We start from the raw sequence: 19711 nt of genomic DNA, 5'->3' as shown, positions 1-19711 counted from the left end.
GCCGCGCGGCGCCTCGGGGGCAGGCTGTTTCATCCTAGCGCTCCGGTGCAATGGTCTCGGCCCAATCGTACAGCGCACCCAGAATGGCCTCGGCGCGCTCATCGGCTGTCTCCGAGAGCTGGTCGATGGCGGCGAACAACTGGTCCACGGTACGCGCCCCTGCCTGTCCGTCGAACAGCCGGGCTGCGCGGTGCGCCTCCCAGCGCTGCTGCTCGGCGGGGCTCAGGGTGTCCGGGAAGTGGCGCGCACGGTAGCGCCAGAGCAGTTCTTCCAGGCGCGGATCGTCGAAGGCGGGACGCGCCTGGGCCAGTTGCGCGCCTGTCATGCGGCGCAGGTCGTCCAGGCGCCGGCGGTCGGCGTTGCCGACAAATCCGCCGTAGAGGTCCTGCTCCACATCGAGAGCGGGCTCGGCCGCACGCGCAAACACGGCCGGCCAGATGGCGCTCATGTCGGGCAGCGCACGCGCTGCCTGCGCATGGCGCGCCGCCTGCTCCAGGTCGATGCCCCAGCGCTGCGCCATCTCCGGCGCGAGTGTCTGGACATTGCCCACGACCATGGGCGACTTGTTCAGGTGCACGGTCTTGATGGGCAGGCGCGTCATGCCTTCAGGCAGATCGGCGGCGCGCGTGAACAGGCGCTGGCGCAGCTCCGGCACGCCCAGAGTGGCCAGCTCCGCGGGGTCGTAGGCCAGGTCCCAGGCGATGAGCTCGTTCTTGTTCACCGGATGGCTGGCCAGCGGCCACATCACCGCCAGGCAGCCGCGCTCCGCCGGGAACATGCCCGAGACGTGGAGAAACGGCCGTGCGTTCTCCGCCGTGGCGGGCAGGCGCAGCTCGGCGAGCACGCGGTCCTTCTTGTGCAGGCCGAAGGCGAAGTCGAACAGCCGCGGCTGGTGCGTGCGGATCAGGCGCGCCAGGGCAATGGTGGCGCGCACGTCGGACAGGGCGTCGTGCGCGGCCTCGTGCGCCAGGCCGTTGGCGCGCGTGAGGTGTTCGAGCTTGAAGCTGGGCTTGCCGTCCTCGTGCACCGGCCAGGCGATGCCCTGCGGGCGCAGGGCATAGGCCATGCGCACCACATCGAGCAGGTCCCAGCGCCCGCACTGGTTCTGCCATTCGCGCGCATAGGGGTCGATGAGGTTGCGCCAGAACAGGAAGCGCGTGATCTCATCGTCGAAGCGGATGGTGTTGTAGCCCACGCCGACGGTGCCGGGCCGCGCCAACTCGGCTTCGATGCGCGCGGCAAACTCGCGCTCCGGCACGCCGCGCTCCCAGGCCTGCTGCGGCGTGATGCCGGTGATCAGGCAAGCCTCGGGATCGGGCAGATAGTCGGTGCCGGGCTGGCAGTAAAGCATCAGCGGCTCGCCGATCTCGTTGAGCTGCGCGTCGGTGCGGATCGCGGCAAACTGCGCCGGCCGGTCGCGCCGGGTATCGGCACCGAAGGTCTCGTAGTCGTGCCACAGAAAAGTGTGTGAAAGCATGCGCGCAGGCGGTCCAGGAACAATGCCTGGACTGTAACCGCAGGCAGGCGCGCAGCGCCTGTGCGGACGCTCAAAACAACAAGGCCCCGCAAGCGGGGCCTTGGAGGCATGAAAGACTAAACCGGATCAGTTGGCACGGGTGCCGACGACCTCGATTTCCACGCGACGGTTCTTGGCGCGGCCTTCCTTGGTCTTGTTGTCGGCGACGGGCTGCTTCTCGCCCTTGCCCTCGGTGTAGACGCGGTTCTTCTCGATGCCCTTGGACACCAGATAGGCCTTCACGGCTTCGGCGCGGCGCACGGACAGCTTCTGGTTGTAGGCATCGGTGCCGACGGAGTCGGTGTGGCCCACGGCGATGATCACTTCCAGGTTGATGCCCTTCACCTTGGAGGCCAGGTCATCGAGCTTGGCCTTGCCTTCGGGCTTGAGCACAGCCTTGTCGAAATCGAAGAAAGCGTCGGCAGCGTAGGTCACCTTGGAGGAGGTGGGAGCGGCCGGAGCGGCTGCAGGGGCGGGAGCCGGAGCGGGGGCAGCAGGTGCTGCAGCCGGGGCAGGAGCCGGAGCGGGGGCCGCCAGGGCGCCGTCGCAGCCAGCGGCAGCGGTGGCAGGCGTCCAGCTGGCATCGCGCCAGCACAGTTCGTTGGTGCCGTTCTTCCAGACCAGCTCGTTGGAGCCGTTCTTCCAGTTGTCGATCGTCTGGGCGCCAGCTGCGGTTGCGAGCGCTGCGGAGGCGATCAGCATCGCCACTTTGTTCAGTTTCTTCATGGTTCTCCTCTTAGGGCAAAAAGGCGCAGCAGCGCTGCGTAAGCAGACGAAATTGGTGTCCACCACCAAAAACGTTCGTTTGATTGTGCCATAGGCGTTATGCCAGCGCAGGCCCCGTGCGGGCTGGCGCGCCCCGGCCCACTGTAATTGCGCCCAGGTGTTGCTCGGACGCTACAAGCGCTTGCGCCTACAATGGCCGACCCCCAGTCCGCGCGTTGACTCCATGACCCAGTTCGCCAAAGAAACTCTGCCCATCAGCCTCGAAGAGGAGATGCGCCGCAGCTACCTCGACTATGCGATGAGCGTGATCGTGGGCCGTGCCCTGCCCGATGCGCGCGATGGCCTCAAACCCGTGCACCGGCGCGTGCTGTACGCCATGCACGAGCTGAACAACGACTGGAACCGGCCCTACAAGAAATCCGCCCGTATCGTGGGCGACGTGATAGGTAAGTACCACCCGCACGGCGACAGCGCGGTCTACGACACCATCGTGCGCATGGCGCAGGACTTTTCGCTGCGCCACATGCTGGTGGACGGCCAGGGCAACTTCGGCTCGGTCGATGGCGACAGCGCGGCCGCCATGCGCTACACCGAAATTCGCCTGGCCAAGATCGCGCACGAGATGCTGGCGGACATCGACAAGGAAACCGTCGATTTCGGCCCGAACTACGACGGCAGCGAGAGGGAGCCCCTGGTGCTGCCCAGCAAGCTGCCCAATCTGCTGGTCAACGGCTCCGCCGGCATTGCCGTGGGGATGGCGACCAACATCCCGCCGCACAACCTCAACGAGGTGGTGGACGCCTGCCTGCACCTGCTGCGCAATCCCGACGCCAGCATCGACGAGCTGATGGAGATCATTCCCGCGCCGGACTTCCCGACGGCGGGCATCATCTACGGCATCCAGGGCGTCAAGGAAGGCTACCGCACTGGGCGCGGGCGCATCGTGATGCGCGCCAAGGTGCATTTCGAGGACATCGACCGCGGCCAGCGCCAGGCCATCATCGTCGATGAGCTGCCCTACCAGGTCAACAAGAAGACGCTGCAGGAGCGCATGGCCGAGCTGGTGCACGAGAAAAAGCTCGAAGGCATCAGCCACATCCAGGACGAGTCGGACAAGTCCGGCATGCGCCTGGTGATCGAATTGAAGCGCGGCGAAGTGCCCGAGGTCGTGCTCAACAACCTGTACAAGCAGACGCAACTGCAGGACACCTTCGGCATGAACATGGTGGCGCTGATCGACGGCCAGCCCCGCCTGTGCAACCTCAAGGACCTGATCGAGGTCTTCCTGCAGCACCGCCGCGAGGTGGTGACACGGCGCACCGTGTACGAGCTGCGCAAGGCGCGCGAGCGCGGCCATGTGCTCGAAGGCCTGGCCGTGGCGCTGGCCAACATCGACGAGTTCATCCGCATCATCCGCGAATCGCCCACGCCGCCCGTGGCCAAGGCCGAACTGATGGCGCGCTCCTGGGACAGCAAGCTCGTGCGCGAGATGCTCACGCGCACGCGCGCCGAAGGCGGCATGGTCAACGCCGACGACTACCGCCCCGAAGGGCTGGAGCGCACCTGCGGCATGCAGGGCGATGGCCTGTACCGTCTCTCCGAGACACAGGCGCAGGAAATCCTGCAGATGCGCCTGCAGCGCCTGACGGGCCTGGAGCAGGACAAGATCGTCGCCGAGTACAAGGAGATCATGGCGCACATCGAGGACCTCCTCGACATCCTCGCCAAGCCCGGACGCGTCTCCACCATCATCGGCGACGAGCTCGCTGCCCTCAAGGCCGAATTCGGCCAGTCCAAGCTGGGCGCGAGGCGCAGCGAGATCGAGCACAGCGCCCAGGACCTCTCGACCGAAGACCTCATCACGCCCACCGACATGGTGGTGACGCTCTCACACACGGGCTACATCAAGAGCCAGCCCCTCTCCGAATACCGCGCGCAAAAGCGCGGCGGGCGCGGCAAGCAGGCCACGGCGACCAAGGAAGACGACTGGATCGACCAGCTCTTCATTGCCAACACGCACGACTGGATCCTGTGCTTCTCCAACCGCGGGCGGCTCTACTGGCTCAAGGTGTGGGAGGTGCCCGCGGGCTCGCGCGGCTCGCGCGGGCGGCCCATCGTCAACATGTTCCCGCTGCAGGACGGCGAGAAGATCAACGTGGTGCTGCCGCTCACGGGCGAGATGCGCAGCTTCCCCCCGGACCGCTATGTCTTCATGACCACCAGCATGGGCACGGTGAAGAAGACGGCGCTCAACGAGTTCGCCAACCCGCGCAAGGCCGGCATCATCGCCGTGGGCCTGGACGAGGGCGACTACCTCATCGGCGCAGCGCTCACCGACGGCCAGCACGACGTGATGCTGTTCTCCGACGGCGGCAAGGCCGTGCGCTTCGATGAAAACGACGTGCGCCCCATGGGCCGCAATGCGCGCGGCGTCAAGGGCATGCAGCTCGAAGACGGTCAGAGCGTGATCGCCATGCTGGTGGCCGAAGACGAAACGCAAAGCGTGCTCACGGCCACCGAGAACGGCTACGGCAAGCGCACGCCCATCGGCGAATACACGCGCCATGGCCGCGGCACCAAGGGCATGATCGCCATCCAGCAGAGCGAGCGCAACGGCAAGGTCGTCGCCGCCACGCTGGTGCGCGCCGACGACGAGATCATGCTCATCACCGACACCGGTGTGCTGGTGCGCACGCGCGTCTCCGAGATCCGCGAACTGGGCCGCGCCACGCAGGGCGTGACGCTGATCGCGCTCGACGAAGGCGCCAAGCTCTCGGGCCTGCAGCGCATCGTGGAGAACGACGCCAACGAAAGCGCCGCCGATGACGCGCCGCCCGAGGACGGCGACGAGCCCCGCCCCTGACCCCGCCGCCCGCGCGCACCTGCCTGCCGGCCGGTGCGCGCTGTACTATCAAAAACAGAGCTTCCAGCGCACGCCCACCAAGCGTTAGAAGCCGATTTGATCCCAAAAACCATGACACGCCCCTACAACTTTTCCGCCGGCCCCGCCGCCATCCCCGAAGAAGTGCTGCAGCAGGCTGCCGCCGAAATGCTCGACTGGCATGGCAGCGGCATGGGCGTGATGGAAATGAGCCACCGCGGCAAGGAGTTCATCAGCATCTACGAACAGGCCGAGGCCGACCTGCGCGAGCTGCTGGCCGTGCCCGCGCAGTTCAAGATCCTGTTCATGCAGGGTGGCGGCATCGCCGAGAACGCCATCGTGCCGCTGAACCTCTCGCGCGCGGGCACGGTCGATTTCGTGGTGACCGGCTCCTGGAGCCAGAAGTCGCGCAAGGAGGCGCTCAAGTACGCCGCCGAGGTGCGCACCGCCGCCTCGGGCGAGGACAGCCAGTTCACCACCGTGCCGGCCCCGGCCTCCTGGCAGCTCTCGCGCGGCGCGAGCTACGTGCACCTGTGCAGCAACGAGACCATCCATGGCGTGGAGTTCCACGAGCTGCCCGACCTGCAGGCCCTGGGCAGCGATGCGCCGCTGGTCATCGACTTCTCCTCGCACGTGGCCTCGCGCCCCGTGGACTGGAGCCGCGTGGGCCTGGCCTTCGGCGGCGCGCAGAAGAACATCGGCCCGGCCGGGCTGACCATCGTCATCGTGCGCGAGGACCTGCTGGGCCATGCCCTGCCCGTCTGCCCCAGCGCTTTCGATTATCGTGTCGTGGCCGAGAACCAGTCCATGTACAACACGCCGCCGACCTGGGGCATCTACATGGCGGGGCTCACCTTCCAGTGGCTCAAGCGCCAGCGCGAGGGCGCACTCGCCGGCATCGCCGCCATGGAGGCGCGCAACATCGCCAAGGCGCAGCTGCTGTACGACTGCATCGACCAGTCGGCGTTCTACGTGAACAAGGTCGCGGCCCACTGCCGCTCGCGCATGAACGTGCCGTTCTTCCTGCAGGACGAGACGCGCAACGACGCCTTCCTGCAAGGCGCCAAGCAGCGTGGCCTGCTGCAGCTCAAGGGCCACAAGTCCGTGGGCGGCATGCGCGCCAGCCTCTACAACGCCATGCCCCTGGCCGGCGTGCAGGCCCTGGTGGACTACATGCGAGAATTTGAACGCCTCCACGCCTGAGCCCTCCTCCCCCGCAATGAACACCCCCCAAGCTTCCCCCGATCTGGCCAGCCTGCGCGTACAGATCGACAACATCGACCAGCAACTGCTGACGCTGCTCAACCAGCGCGCCCTCGTGGCCGAGCGCGTGGGCGAGGTCAAGAAGCGCGAAGGCACGCCCTTCTTCCGCCCGGACCGCGTGGCCCAGGTGATCGAGAAAATCACCCAGGCCAACCCCGGCCCGCTCAAGGGCGCGCATGTCGCTGCCATCTGGCGCGAGATCATGTCCGCCTGCCTGGCGCTGGAGTCGCCCCAGCGCGTGGCCGTGCTCGGGCCCGAGGGCACGTTCTGCGAGCAGGCCGCCATCGAGTACTTCGGCGGCGCGGCCGACATCATGTACTGCAACAGCTTCGACGAGGTGTTCCACGCCACGGCGGCGGGCAGCGCGCAGTTCGGCGTGGTGGGCGTGGAGAACTCCAACGAGGGCGTGGTCACGCGCTCGCTCGACATGTTCCTGCACACCCCCTGCCACGTGGTCGGCGAGGTGAGCCTGCTGGTGCGCCACAACCTGCTGCGCCGCGTGAACCACGCCGAGGGCATCGAGGCCGTGCTGGCCCACCCGCATGCGCTGGCGCAGTGCCAGGCCTGGCTGGCCAAGCACCTGCCGCACGCCGAGCGCCGCCCCGTCTCCAGCAATGCCGAGGGCGCGCGCCTGGCCGCGACCAACCCGGCCTGGGCCGGCATCGCCAGCGAGCGCGCCGGCCAGCAGTACGGCCTGCACGTGGTGGCCCACGCCATCCAGGACGAGGCCTACAACCGCACGCGCTTTGCCATCATCTGCCTGCCGCACACCCTGGCCACGCCGGCGCCCACGGGCCGCGACTGCACCAGCCTGATCATCTCCGTGCCCAACCGCCCCGGCGCCGTGCACGACCTGCTGGTGCCGCTGAAGAACCACGGCGTGTCCATGACGCGCTTCGAGTCGCGCCCGGCGCGCACGGGCCAGTGGGAGTATTACTTCTACATCGACATCGAAGGCCACCCGGCCCAACCCCACGTGGCCGCCGCGCTGGCCGAGTTGCAGCAGTTGTGCGCCTTCTACAAAGTGCTGGGCACCTACCCGGTCTCGGCATGAGGAGCCGCCATGTTTGAACAACTCGGATTGATCGGCTGCGGCCTCATGGGCGGCTCCTTCGCCCTGGCCATGAAGCAGGCGGGGCTGGTGCAGCGCGTCGTGGGCTACAGCAAGTCCCCCACCACCACCGAGCGTGCACGCCAGCTCGGCGTGATCGACGTGGAGGCGCCCTCGGCGCTGCTGGCCGTGGCCGGGGCCGACATCGTGCTGCTGGCCGTGCCCGTCTCGGCCACCGAAGCCACGCTCAAGGCCATACGCCACCTCGTCACGCCGCAGATGCTCATCATGGACGTGGGCTCCACCAAGGCCGACGTGGTGCAGGCCGCCGAGAGCGCCCTGCGCGACAAGGTGGGCTCCTTCGTGCCCGCCCACCCCATCACGGGGCGCGAGGTCTCGGGCGTGGAACACGCCGAGGCCGAGCTCTACAGCGGGCGCCAGGTCATCCTCACGCCCACCGAGCGCACCCTCACGGTGCAGTTGCAGCGCGCGCAGGAGGTCTGGACACAACTGGGCTGCCGCGTGACCAGCATGGCGCCCGAGGCGCACGACGCGGCGTTCGCCGCCGTCAGCCACCTGCCGCACCTGCTCGCGTTCACCCTGGTCAACAGCATCACCGGGCAGGAGCAGGCCGACACCTTCCTCTCGCTTGCCGGACCGGGCTTTCGCGACTTCACGCGCATCGCCGCGAGCGACCCCAAGGTCTGGCGCGACATCTTCCTCTCCAACCGCGACGAACTGCTGCACCAGGCCGGCCTGTACCGGCAGGCGCTCGAGCGCATCGAACACGCCATGCGCCAGAGCGATGCGCAGTCCATCGAAGACATGCTGACCTTCGCCAGCGAAACGCGCAAGCACTGGCGCATGGGCGCCCAGCGCAACAAGAAGTAACCCTCCGAGGCGCGCCCCCCGTGCGCCGGGGCGGCCCTGGCGCAGCGTCTGCCGCCAGGCCGCGCCCCCGGCACGGGCGCGCCCGGACCATCGCCGGAACACGCCATGTACAGCACCGCATTCCTCGACCTGCCGCCCCTGCAATCCGCCGGGGGCACCGTCCACCTGCCCGGCTCCAAGAGCATCTCCAACCGGGTGCTGCTGCTCGCCGCGCTGAGCGAAGGCACCACGGCGGTGCACGACCTGCTGGACTCGGACGACACGCGCGTCATGCTCGATGCGCTGCGCCAGCTTGGCTGCGCCGTCGAGGCGGACGGCGCGCAGGTGCGCATCACCGGCCTGGGCGGCCGGGCGCCGCGCTCCCCGGCCCGGCTGTTCCTGGGCAACGCGGGCACCGCCATGCGCCCGCTCACCGCGGCACTCGCGCTGCTGGGCGGAAGCTTCGAGCTCAGCGGCATCGCACGCATGCACGAGCGCCCCATCGGCGACCTGGTCGATGCGCTGCGCCAGCTCGGCTGCCGCATCGCCTACCTGGGCAACGAAGGCTACCCGCCGCTGCACATCGACCAGGCCGCCGGCGTGCCGGCGCTCGCGCTCGCCGCACCCATCCGCGTGCGCGGCGACGTCTCCAGCCAGTTCCTCACCGCCCTGCTCATGGCCCTGCCGCTGGCGGCGGCGCAGCAGGACGTGGTCATTGAAGTGGTGGGCGAGCTCATCTCCAAGCCCTACATCCACATCACCCTGCAACTGCTCGAGCGCTTCGGCATCCGCGTGGCGCACGAGCACTGGCAGCGCTTCACCATCCCGGCGGGCAGCCGCTACCGCTCGCCCGGGCAGATCCACGTCGAGGCCGACGCCTCATCTGCTAGCTATTTCATAGCTGCTGGCGCAATCGCAGCGGGCGTTGGAGGCCAAAAAAGCATGAAAATCCTGGGCGTGGGGCTGGACTCCATCCAGGGCGACATCCGCTTCGTCGAGGCCGCACGGGCCATGGGCGCGCACATCAGCGGCGGCCCCAACTGGCTGGAGGTGGCGCGCGGCACCTGGCCGCTGCGCGCCCTGGACCTGGACTGCAACCACATTCCCGACGCCGCCATGACCCTGGCCGTGATGGCGCTCTATGCCGACGGCCCCACGCGGCTGCACAACATCGCGAGCTGGCGCGTCAAGGAGACCGACCGCATCGCCGCCATGGCCACCGAACTGCGCAAGCTCGGCGCCACGGTCGAGGAAGGCGCCGACTGGATCCGCATCACCCCCCCCGCCCAGGTGCGCGACTGGCGGCCCGCCAGCATCCACACCTATGACGACCACCGCGTCGCCATGTGCTTCTCGCTCGCGGCCTTCAACCCCGCGCGCCTGCCCGTGCGCATCGAAGACCCGCGCTGCGTGGCCAAGACCTTTCCGGACTATTTCGAGGCGCTGTTCGCCGCCGTGCAGGCCGAGGACGCGCGCATTCCCGTGATCTGCATCGACGGCCCCACGGCATCGGGCAAGGGCACGGTGGCCGCCGCCGTGGCGGCGCGCCTGGGCTACCGCTTCCTCGACTCCGGGGCGCTGTACCGCGTCACCGCGCTGGCGGCCACGCGCGCCGGCCTGGCCATCAACGCCGCCCAGGAAGAGGCCATCGCCGCCCTGGCGCGCAGCCTGCCGGTGCGCTTCGAGGCCGGGGCCATCTGGCTGGGCGCGGACGACGTGACCGAAGCCATCCGCACCGAGGAGGCCGGCATGAACGCCTCGCGCGTCTCGGCCCTGCCCGCGGTGCGCCAGGCGCTGGTGCACCTGCAGCACGGCTTTCGCACCCTGCCCGGCCTGGTGGCCGACGGGCGCGACATGGGCACGGTGATCTTCCCCGACGCCACGCTCAAGGTCTTCCTCACCGCCAGCGTGGAGTGCCGCGCACAGCGGCGCCACCAGCAGTTGATTTCAAAGGGCGTCAGCACTACAATCGACGCTCTTCGCGCCGACCTCGAGGCACGCGACCAGCGGGACCGCTCCCGCGCGGTGGCGCCCTTGGAGCCGGCGCAGGATGCTTTGCTGCTCGATTGCTCCGGGCTCACGGTCGAAGAAACCGTCGAACAGGTGCTTTCCTGGTGGCAGGAGCGCCGGCCCTTTGCGCATGTCGCCCAGGGCTGAAGACCCGGCCCACACCCCTCCCGCCGCGCGCCAGCGCACAGGGGGTGTGGATGGTGCAACCCAACCCGCGGCCCCCTGCCGCACACCCAACCACCACGGCCAGCCTTTGGAAACCGCGGCAATCGTGCTGCTGTAAAACCTGTGCCGTGGCAAGGAAACACATGTCTGAATCTTTTGCCGCCCTGTTTGAAGAATCCCTGCAACGCACCGAAATGCGTCCGGGCGAAGTCATCACCGCCGAAGTCGTGCGCGTGGAGCACAACTTCGTCGTGGTCAACGCAGGCCTCAAGTCCGAAGCCTACGTGCCCATCGAGGAATTCAAGAACGACCAGGGCGAAGTCGAAGTCCAGGTCGGCGACTTCGTGTCCGTGGCCATCGGCTCCATCGAAAACGGCTACGGCGACACCATCCTGTCGCGCGACACCGCCAAGCGCCTGGCTTCGTGGATGAGCCTGGAAAAGGCCCTGGAATCCGGCGAATTCGTCACCGGCACCACCAGCGGCAAGGTCAAGGGCGGCCTGACGGTGCTGGTCAACGGCATCCGCGCCTTCCTGCCCGGCTCGCTGATCGACACCCGTCCGATCAAGGACCTGACCCCCTACGAGAACAAGACCCTGGAATTCAAGGTCATCAAGCTCGACCGCAAGCGCAACAACGTGGTGCTGAGCCGCCGCGCCGTGGTGGAAGCTTCCATGGGCGAAGAGCGCGCCAAGCTGATGGAAACGCTCAAGGAAGGCGCCATCGTGCAGGGCGTGGTCAAGAACATCACCGAATACGGTGCGTTCGTGGACCTGGGCGGCATCGACGGCCTGCTGCACATCACCGACATGGCCTGGCGCCGCGTACGTCACCCCTCCGAGGTGGTGCAGGCTGGCCAGGAAATCACGGCCAAGATCCTCAAGTTCGACACCGAGAAAAACCGCGTGTCCCTGGGCCTCAAGCAGATGGGCGACGACCCCTGGATGGGCGTGGCACGCCGCTACCCTGCCGGCACCCGCCTGTTCGGCAAGGTCACGAACATCGCCGACTACGGCGCGTTCGTCGAACTCGAGCCCGGCATCGAGGGCCTGGTGCACGTCTCCGAAATGGACTGGACCAACAAGAACATCGCCCCCAGCAAGCTGGTCTCGCTGGGCGACGAGGTCGAAGTCATGGTCCTCGAGATCGACGAGGACAAGCGCCGCATCAGCCTGGGCATGAAGCAGTGCAAGGCCAACCCCTGGCAGGAATTCGCGCAGAACACCAAGCGCGGCGACCGCGTCAAGGGCCCGATCAAGTCCATCACCGACTTCGGCGTGTTCGTCGGCCTGGCTGCCGGCATCGACGGCCTGGTGCACCTGTCCGACCTGTCGTGGAACGAAACCGGCGAAGCTGCCGTGCGCAACTACAAGAAGGGCCAGGAAGTCGAAGCCATCGTGCTGGCCGTGGACGTGGAGCGCGAGCGCATCTCCCTGGGCATCAAGCAGCTCGACAGCGATCCGTTCACCACCTTCGTGACCGTGAACGACAAGGGCCAGACCGTGACCGGCAAGGTCAAGACCGTGGACGCCCGTGGCGCTGAAATCGATCTGGGCGAAGACATCGTGGGCTACCTGCGCGCTTCGGAAATCTCCCGCGACCGCGTGGAAGATGCCCGCAACGTGCTCAAGGAAGGCGACGAGGTCACGGCCGTGGTGGTGAACGTGGATCGCAAGACGCGCAACATCCAGCTGTCGATCAAGCAAAAGGACATGATCGACGAGCAAGGCGCCATGGCTTCCCTGTCGGCCCAGTCGGCCAAGGAAAACGCCGGCACCACCAGCCTGGGCGCCCTGCTGCGCGCCAAGCTGGACAACTCCGACAAGTAATCCCCTCGCCTGAGCGCTAGGCTGCAAGCCGGGTGGTGCACAATGTGCCCTCCCGGCTTTTTTCTTCCCCCCTCCCCATGACCCGATCCGACCTCGTTGAGGCACTCGCCGCACGCTTTGGGCACCTGACCCAGCGCGACGCGGAGTACGCCGTCAAGACCCTGCTCGACGCCATCGGCCAGGCCCTGGTGCAAGGCCACCGCATCGAAGTGCGCGGCTTTGGCAGCTTCTCCATCAACCACCGCCCGCCGCGCATGGGGCGCAACCCGCGCAGTGGCCAGGCCGTGGCCATTCCGGCCAAGCGCGTGCCGCATTTCAAGCCGGGCAAGGCCCTGCGCGAGGCCGTGGACCAGCGCACAGCCGAGCTGGAAAACCTCCCCCGCCAGCCCGGCTGAGAGCCCACCGCCGGCGCCCCAGGCCGCCCGGCGGCCCGTAGAATCCCGTGGACCACGGGGAAGACGCATGAAATATTTCCTGTGGCTGCTCAAGGCAGCCATTTTTTTCACCCTGTTCGCTTTTGCGCTGAACAACCAGCAGGATGCCGCCGTGCATTTCTTTTTCGGCACGCAGTGGCGCGCACCCATGGTGCTGGTGGTGTTGACGGCCTTCGCGCTGGGCCTGGTGGTCGGTGTGCTGGGCATGGTGCCGCGCTGGTGGAAGCACCGCAGCGCCGCGCGTCAGGCACAGCACCTGCTGCAGGCGCGCGACGCCCAGCCGCCCTCCCCGGCCGTGGTGCCGTCCACCCCGGACAGCATGCCGCCCCATGGAATTTGACCTCGTCTGGCTGCTGCTGGGCCTGCCCGGCGCCTTCGTGCTGGGCTGGCTGGCCTCGCGCCTGGACCTGCGCCAGTGGCGCGCAGAGAACCGCCGTGCACCCAAGGCCTACTTCAAGGGCCTGAACTACCTGCTCAACGAGCAGCAGGACCAGGCCATCGACGCCTTCATCGAGGCGGTGCAGAACGACCCCGACACCTCGGAGCTGCACTTCGCCCTGGGCAACCTGTTCCGCCGCCGCGGCGAATACGACCGCGCCGTGCGCGTGCACGAGCACCTGCTCTCGCGCGGCGACCTGGGCCCCAAGGACCGGGACCGCGCCCAGCATGCGCTGGCGCTGGACTTCCTCAAGGCCGGCCTGCTCGACCGCGCCGAGGAGGCGCTCGCGCACCTGGAGGGCACGGAGTTCGAGAACCCGGCGCGCCTGGCGCGCCTGGCCATCTACGAGCGTTCGCGCGACTGGCCGCAGGCGGCCGCGGTGGCGCGCAAGCTCGATGGCGTGCAGGGTGACTTCAGCCAGCGGCAGGCGCACTACCTGTGCGAGCAGGCGCACGAGCGGCTGGCCCGGCAGGACAGCGAGGGCGCGCTGGCGCTCTTTGCCCAGGCCCAGGCGATTGCGCCGCAGGCGGCGCGCCCGCGCATGGAGCAGGCGCGCCTGCACCTGCAGCAGGGCCGGTGCGATGCGGCCTACGCCATCCTGGCCGCCCTGGCGCGCGAAGCCCCCATGGCCCTGCCGCTGGCGGCGCCGCTGCTTGCGCAGGCCGCCCGCCCCTGCGGCAAGGTCGCCGAGGCCCAGGCGCTGCTGGAGGCGCACTACGCGCAGGCGCCTTCGCTGGACGTGCTGGGCGCCATCGTCACGCTGAGCCAGTACGGTGCGCCCGCGGACGACACGCAGGCCGGGCGCCATTGGTACCTGCGCCACCTGCAGCAGGAGCCCTCGCTCGTGGCAGCGGCCCAATGGCTGGCGGGCGAGCGGCTCGAGCACGAGCAGCACCATCCGCAGATCCAGCGCGCCCTGGAGCACGCCACCCAGCCGCTGCTGCGCTACCGCTGCGCGGCCTGCGGCTTCGAGGCGCGCCAGCATTTCTGGCAATGCCCCGGCTGCCAGAGCTGGGACAGCTACCCGCCCCGGCGCATCGAGGAGCTCTGAGCATGCTGGCACACCTCGCCCTCGCGGCCCTGCTGGCGGCAGGAGGCATGGGCATGGCGTGGGCCGCCGTCGATGCCAACCGCGCCAGCGAGGCCGAGCTCGATGGCGTGCGCGGCATCGGTCCGGATCTGTCCGGGCGCATTCTTGCGCAGCGCCGCCAGGCTCCCTTCCAGGACTGGGGCGACTTCATCGCCCGCGTGCGCGGCATGGGCCCGGCGCGCGCCGCACGGCTCTCGGCCGAGGGCCTGACGGTCAACGGCCAGCCCTACGGTGCGCACCCCGCCCCCGAGCCGCCCACGGTCCCGCCGCAGCGCCCCTGAAACCGCGCTGCAGCACAGCCCGCGCATGGGTGGCGCTCAGGTTTCCATAGCGCGGCGGGGAATGCTTGCCCGTAGAATGCAAGGCCCATGTCCCTGGTTTTCCTCGTCCTTCTGCCCTTTGCCGGCAGCGTCGTTGCTGCGCTGTTGCCGGCCAATGCGCGCAATGCCGAGTCCACGCTGGCAGGGCTGATTGCGCTGTTCTGCGCCGTGCAAGCAGCACTGCTGTTTCCCGAGGTGATGGACGGCGGCGTGCTGCGCCAGGAGATCGCCTGGCTGCCCCAGCTCGGGCTGAATCTGGTCATCCGCATGGACGGCTTCGCCTGGATGTTCACCGTGCTGGTGCTGGGCATTGGCGCGCTGGTGGTGCTGTATGCGCGCTACTACATGTCCAGCGCCGACCCGGTGCCGCGGTTCTTCGCCTTCCTGCTCGCCTTCATGGGCGCCATGGTGGGCCTGGTGCTCTCGGGCAATCTGATCCAGCTGGCATTCTTCTGGGAGCTGACCAGCCTGTTCTCGTTTCTGCTCATCGGCTACTGGCACCACCGGCAGGATGCGCGCCGCGGTGCGCGCATGGCCCTCATGGTCACGGGCACGGGCGGCCTGGCCTTGCTGGCAGGCGTGCTGGTGCTGGGTCACATCGCGGGCAGCTACGACCTGGACCTGGTGCTCGCCGCCGCGCACCAGGTGCAGGCACACCCGCTGTACCTCACGGCCCTGGTGCTGATCCTGCTGGGGGCACTGACCAAGAGCGCGCAGTTCCCCTTCCACTTCTGGCTGCCGCATGCCATGGCCGCGCCCACACCGGTGTCGAGCTACCTGCACTCGGCCACCATGGTCAAGGCCGGGGTGTTCCTGCTCGCGCGGCTGTGGCCCGTGCTCAGCGGTACCGAACCCTGGTTCTGGATCGTGGGCAGCGCCGGCCTGGCCACGCTGCTGCTGGGCGGCTACTGCGCGCTGTTCCAGAACGACCTCAAGGGCCTGCTGGCCTATTCCACGCTCTCGCACCTGGGGCTGATCACCCTGCTGCTGGGCCTGGGCAGCCCGCTGGCCGCCGTGGCCGCGGTTTTCCACATCATGAACCACGCCACGTTCAAGGCCTCGCTGTTCATGGCCGCGGGCATCGTGGACCACGAAAGCGGCACGCGCGACATCCGCCGCCTGTCGGGCCTGCGGCACATGATGCCCATCACCGCCACGCTGGCCATGGTGGCCAGCGCGGCCATGGCGGGCGTGCCGCTGCTCAACGGTTTCCTGTCCAAGGAAATGTTCTTCGCCGAGACGGTGTACATCGACGCCACGCCGCTGGTGCGCTGGGGCATGCCCGTGGCGGCCACGGTGGCGGGCATGTTCAGCGTGGCCTATTCGCTGCGCTTCACGGTGGACGTGTTCTTCGGCCCGCGCGCGCAGGACCTGCCGCACACGCCGCACGAGCCGCCGCGCTGGATGCGCGTGCCGGTGGAACTGCTGGTGCTGGCCTGCCTGCTGGTGGGCATGCTGCCGGCGCAGACCATAGGCCCCTTCCTGGACACCGCGGCGCGCCCGGTGGTGGGCGGCACCATGCCCGCCTTCAGCCTGGCGCTGTGGCATGGCGTGAACGCCCCCCTGGTGATGAGCGTGCTGGCGCTGGCAGGCGGCACGCTGCTGTATCGGCTGCTGCGCCGGCGCACCTGGGCGGCAGCGCCGCTGATCGGCTGGCTGGACGGCCAGCGCGCCTTCACCGCCCTGCTGGCCCGGCTGTCGCTGGCGGGGCGCTGGGGGCGCTGGTGGCTGGGCACGCGCCGCCTGCAGTGGCAAATGCTGTGGCTGGTGGGTGCCGCCCTGCTGGCCGGCGCCCTGCCCCTGTGGCTGCGCGGGCTGCAACTGGGCCACCGCGGGGCGTTGCCGCTGTCCGCCGCCTTCATGCTGCTGTGGCTGCTGGGGGCGCTGTGCGCCGTGGCGGCGGCCTGGCAGGCCAAGTACCACCGCATGGCGGCGCTCACGCTGCTGGGGGGCGCGGGCCTGGCCACCAGCATCACCTTCCTGTGGTTCTCGGCGCCCGATCTGGCGCTCACGCAGATCGCCGTGGAGCTCGTGACCACCGTGCTGATCCTGCTGGGCCTGCGCTGGCTGCCGCAGCGCGACGAGCGCCTGCGCCCCCAGGCCCATGTGCGCCCGCGCGGCACGCGCCGGCGGCGCCTGCGCGACCTGCTGCTGTCCGTGCTGGCGGGCGGCGGCATGGCCTGGCTGGCCTTTGCCATGATGAGCCGCGACTTTCCCGAGAGCACGTCCACCTTCTTCCTGGAGCGCGCGCTCACCGAGGGCGGGGGCAGCAACGTGGTCAACGTCATGCTGGTGGACTTCCGCGGCTTCGATACCTTCGGCGAGATCGTCGTGCTGGGCATCGTGGCCATCACCATCTACGCGCTGCTGCGGCGCTTTCGCCCCGCGCGCGAGAGCATGGATCTGCCGCCCCAGCAGCGCGGCCTGCCCGCCGACCTGCAGACCGACCTGCTCAACCCGCGCAACGCCCAGGACACCGCCGTGGGCTACCTCATGGTGCCCGCCGTGCTGGTGCGCCTGCTGCTGCCCCTGGCCACCATGGTGTCGGCCTACATCTTCCTGCGCGGGCACAACGAGCCAGGGGGCGGCTTCGTCGCCGGGCTGGTGCTGGCAGTGGCGCTGATCCTGCAGTACATCATCTCGGGTACGCAGTGGGTGGAGGCGCACCTGCCGCTGCTGCCCCGGCGCTGGATCGCCACGGGCCTGCTCTGCGCGCTCGCCACGGGGGCCGGGGCGCTGGCCTGGGGCTATCCCTTCCTGACCACGCACACCGCCCACCTGCATCTGCCCTGGCTGGGCAGCGTGCACGTGGCCAGCGCGCTGTTCTTCGACATCGGCGTGTTCACGCTGGTGGTGGGCTCGACGCTGCTCATCCTCACGGCCATTGCCCACCAGTCCATCCGGGGCCACCGCTGGCACGCACGCCTGCTCGACGCCCCCGAAGAAAAAGAAGCAAAAACAGCCTCCAGCCCTTATCCGAAAAGCGCCAGAAGCTATCAAAACAAGAGCAAACCAGAGGAGACGCACTGATGGAAATCGTTCTCGCCCTGGCCATTGGCGTGCTCACCGGCTCCGGCGTATGGCTGCTGCTGCGCCCGCGCACCTTCCAGATCATCATGGGGCTGTCGCTGCTGTCCTATGCCGTCAACCTGTTCATCTTCAGCATGGGCCGCCTGGGCCTGCAGCTGGGCAAGGTGCCGGTGCTCGCAGCCCATGCGCCGCAGGACCTGCAGCACTACGCCGACCCGCTGCCCCAGGCCCTGGTGCTGACTGCCATCGTCATCGGCTTTGCCATGACGGCGCTGTTCCTCGTGGTGCTGCTCGCCTCGCGCGGCATGTCGGGCACCGACCATGTGGACGGCAGCCACTCGCGTGACCGGCAGGAGATGCTATGAGCGCCGCAGCCTGGCTGGACAGCGCCGGGCGGCTGATGCCGCACCTGATGCTCGCGCCCATTGCGCTGCCCCTGCTCACCGCCGCGCTCATGCTGCTGCTGCGCGAGGAGCACCAGCGCACCAAGCTGGCGCTCAACCTGCTGTCCACCCTGGCGGGCCTGGGCGTGGCGCTCGCGCTGCTGGCCTGGAGCGCGCGCACCGGCCAGGCCAGCACCCTGGGGGTCTACCTGCCGGGCAACTGGCCGGCGCCGTTCGGCATCGTCCTCGCCCTGGACCGCCTGGCGGCGCTGATGCTGGTGCTGACCAGCTTTGTCGCGCTCGCCGCCATCGTCTTTGCGGCCTCGCGCTGGCACCGGGCGGGCGTGCACTTCCACGTGCTGTTCCAGTTCCAGCTCATGGGGCTGGCGGGGGCCTTTCTCACGGCAGACCTGTTCAACCTGTTCGTGTTCTTCGAGATCCTGCTCGCCGCCTCCTACGGCCTGCTGCTGCACGGCTCGGGGCGCGCGCGCGTGCAGGCGGGGCTGCACTACATCGCCATCAACCTGGCCGCGTCTTCGCTGTTCCTGATCGGCGTGTCCATGCTCTACGGCATCACGGGCACGCTCAACATGGCCGACCTGGCACGCGCCATTCCCGGCGTGGCCGAAGGCGACCGCGGGCTGCTGCACGCGGCAGCCGGCATCCTGGGCACGGCCTTTCTCATCAAGGCCGCCGTGTGGCCGCTCAACTTCTGGCTGGTGCCCGCCTACAGCGCCGCCACCGCGCCCGTGGGCGCGCTGTTTGCGCTCATGACCAAGGTCGGCGTCTACGCCCTGCTGCGCCTGTGGACGCTGCTCTTTGGCAGCGGGGCCGGGGACTCGGCGCTGCTGGGCGGCACCTGGCTCATGGTGGGCGGCATGCTGACCATGGCCTTCGGTGCCATCGGCATGCTGGGCTCGCAGCGCACCACGCACCAGGCGGGCTACGCGGCCGTGCTCTCCTCGGGCACCCTGCTCGCGGCCGCCGGCTTCGGCCAGGCCGGCCTTACGGCGGCGCTGCTGTACTACCTGCCCAGCTCCACCCTGGCGGTGGCGGCGCTGTTCCTGCTGGCCGACCTGATCGAGCGCTGGCGCAACGACGGCACACGCACCGACGCCGACGACGAGGACGCCCCCTTCCTCAGTGCCGAGCTGCTGCCCGCGCCGGGCGTGAACCTGGACGACGCCGAGGAGGTGCTGATCGGGCGCGTCATCCCCGCCGCCGCCGCCTTCCTGGGCCTGGCCTTCCTGGTGTGCACCCTGGTCATCGCCGGCCTGCCGCCGCTGTCGGGCTTTGTGGGCAAGGTCGCCATGCTCTGGGCGGTGCTCAATCCCCTGGGCCTGGGCGCCTCGGCCGACATGCCGCCGGGTGCGGCGGGCTGGACGCTGCTGGCGCTGATGCTGGGCACCGGGCTGCTGGCGCTGATCGCCCTCACGCGCACCGGCATGCGCCATTTCTGGGCCGCCCAGGACCGCGCGGCGCTGCGGCTGCGCGTGGTCGAGGGCCTGCCCATCGCCGCGCTGCTGGCCGCCTGCGTGTGGCTCACGGTGCAGGCCGGTCCCGTCCTGGCCTTCACCGAGGCCACGGCGCGCGCGCTGCACACGCCGGAGGTCTATGTGCGCGCGGTCATGGAGGCGGCGCCCCTGGCCTCACCTGCTGCGCCCGCCTCACCGCAGGAGGCGCCATGAGAAATCGCCCCCACGC

The 19711-nt window shown here is 69.0% G+C and carries 15 protein-coding genes; 13 read left to right on the top strand and 2 right to left on the bottom strand.

Annotated elements, in window-relative coordinates; genetic code table 11:
- Nucleotides 1-34 precede the first annotated feature (34 nt).
- Both sbcB and ompA read right to left on the bottom strand, forming a co-directional pair.
- A complete protein-coding gene (gene sbcB, locus CGR01S_RS04335; RefSeq protein ID WP_042422799.1) occupies nt 35-1477 on the bottom strand; it encodes an exodeoxyribonuclease I in 1443 nt (480 codons plus the stop codon).
- A 126-nt stretch (nt 1478-1603) separates the two neighbouring features.
- Nucleotides 1604-2242, bottom strand: a complete 639-nt coding sequence (gene ompA / locus CGR01S_RS04330; RefSeq protein ID WP_042422796.1) for an outer membrane protein OmpA — start codon at nt 2240-2242, stop codon at nt 1604-1606.
- Between the two features lie 223 nt (nt 2243-2465).
- On the opposite strand from ompA, the gene gyrA reads away from it, so the two are divergent.
- The 13 genes from gyrA to CGR01S_RS04265 all read left to right on the top strand — a co-directional run bounded on the left by gyrA (nt 2466) and on the right by CGR01S_RS04265 (nt 19695).
- Nucleotides 2466-5105: a DNA gyrase subunit A gene (gene gyrA / locus CGR01S_RS04325; RefSeq protein WP_042422793.1), complete on the top strand. Its 2640-nt coding sequence runs from the start codon at nt 2466-2468 to the stop codon at nt 5103-5105.
- A gap of 111 nt (nt 5106-5216) precedes the next feature.
- Entirely contained in the window at nt 5217-6326 is a 1110-nt protein-coding gene (serC, locus tag CGR01S_RS04320; protein WP_042422789.1) for a 3-phosphoserine/phosphohydroxythreonine transaminase, read from the top strand.
- Nucleotides 6327-6342: 16 nt separating this feature from the next.
- Nucleotides 6343-7440, top strand: a complete 1098-nt coding sequence (gene pheA, locus CGR01S_RS04315) for a prephenate dehydratase (protein WP_042422787.1) — start codon at nt 6343-6345, stop codon at nt 7438-7440.
- A gap of 9 nt (nt 7441-7449) precedes the next feature.
- On the top strand, nt 7450-8328 hold the full coding sequence (locus CGR01S_RS16935; RefSeq protein WP_042422784.1) for a prephenate dehydrogenase: 879 nt from the start codon (nt 7450-7452) through the stop codon (nt 8326-8328).
- 105 nt (nt 8329-8433) lie between these two features.
- Nucleotides 8434-10464 carry a bifunctional 3-phosphoshikimate 1-carboxyvinyltransferase/cytidylate kinase gene (locus CGR01S_RS04305; protein WP_042422781.1) on the top strand — a complete coding sequence of 677 codons (2031 nt, stop codon included), beginning with the start codon at nt 8434-8436 and terminating at the stop codon, nt 10462-10464.
- Nucleotides 10465-10625: 161 nt separating this feature from the next.
- Entirely contained in the window at nt 10626-12311 is a 1686-nt protein-coding gene (gene rpsA, locus CGR01S_RS04300; RefSeq protein WP_042422778.1) for a 30S ribosomal protein S1, read from the top strand.
- A 77-nt stretch (nt 12312-12388) separates the two neighbouring features.
- Nucleotides 12389-12706: an integration host factor subunit beta gene (locus CGR01S_RS04295; protein WP_042422776.1), complete on the top strand. Its 318-nt coding sequence runs from the start codon at nt 12389-12391 to the stop codon at nt 12704-12706.
- Nucleotides 12707-12773: 67 nt separating this feature from the next.
- A complete protein-coding gene (locus CGR01S_RS04290; protein WP_042422773.1) occupies nt 12774-13085 on the top strand; it encodes a LapA family protein in 312 nt (103 codons plus the stop codon).
- Nucleotides 13075-14235, top strand: a complete 1161-nt coding sequence (lapB, locus tag CGR01S_RS04285; RefSeq protein ID WP_042422770.1) for a lipopolysaccharide assembly protein LapB — start codon at nt 13075-13077, stop codon at nt 14233-14235. The genes CGR01S_RS04290 and lapB overlap by 11 nt, the downstream gene beginning before the upstream one ends.
- A 2-nt stretch (nt 14236-14237) precedes the next feature.
- A complete protein-coding gene (locus tag CGR01S_RS04280) occupies nt 14238-14555 on the top strand; it encodes a ComEA family DNA-binding protein (RefSeq protein WP_042422767.1) in 318 nt (105 codons plus the stop codon).
- A gap of 87 nt (nt 14556-14642) precedes the next feature.
- Nucleotides 14643-17624, top strand: a complete 2982-nt coding sequence (locus CGR01S_RS04275) for a monovalent cation/H+ antiporter subunit A (RefSeq protein ID WP_042422764.1) — start codon at nt 14643-14645, stop codon at nt 17622-17624.
- Complete coding sequence (locus tag CGR01S_RS04270; protein WP_042422761.1) at nt 17624-17989, top strand: Na+/H+ antiporter subunit C; 366 nt, start codon at nt 17624-17626, stop codon at nt 17987-17989. The genes CGR01S_RS04275 and CGR01S_RS04270 overlap by 1 nt, the downstream gene beginning before the upstream one ends.
- Nucleotides 17986-19695, top strand: coding sequence for a monovalent cation/H+ antiporter subunit D (locus CGR01S_RS04265; RefSeq protein WP_042422758.1), 1710 nt, complete (start codon nt 17986-17988; stop codon nt 19693-19695). Before CGR01S_RS04270 ends, CGR01S_RS04265 begins: the two co-directional genes overlap by 4 nt.
- The last annotated feature ends 16 nt before the right edge of the window (nt 19696-19711 follow it).

The organism is Comamonas granuli NBRC 101663 (genome assembly GCF_000739995.1).
Lineage (GTDB): Bacteria > Pseudomonadota > Gammaproteobacteria > Burkholderiales > Burkholderiaceae_C > Simplicispira > Simplicispira granuli.
This window is presented reverse-complemented; position numbering and strand designations above follow the sequence as displayed.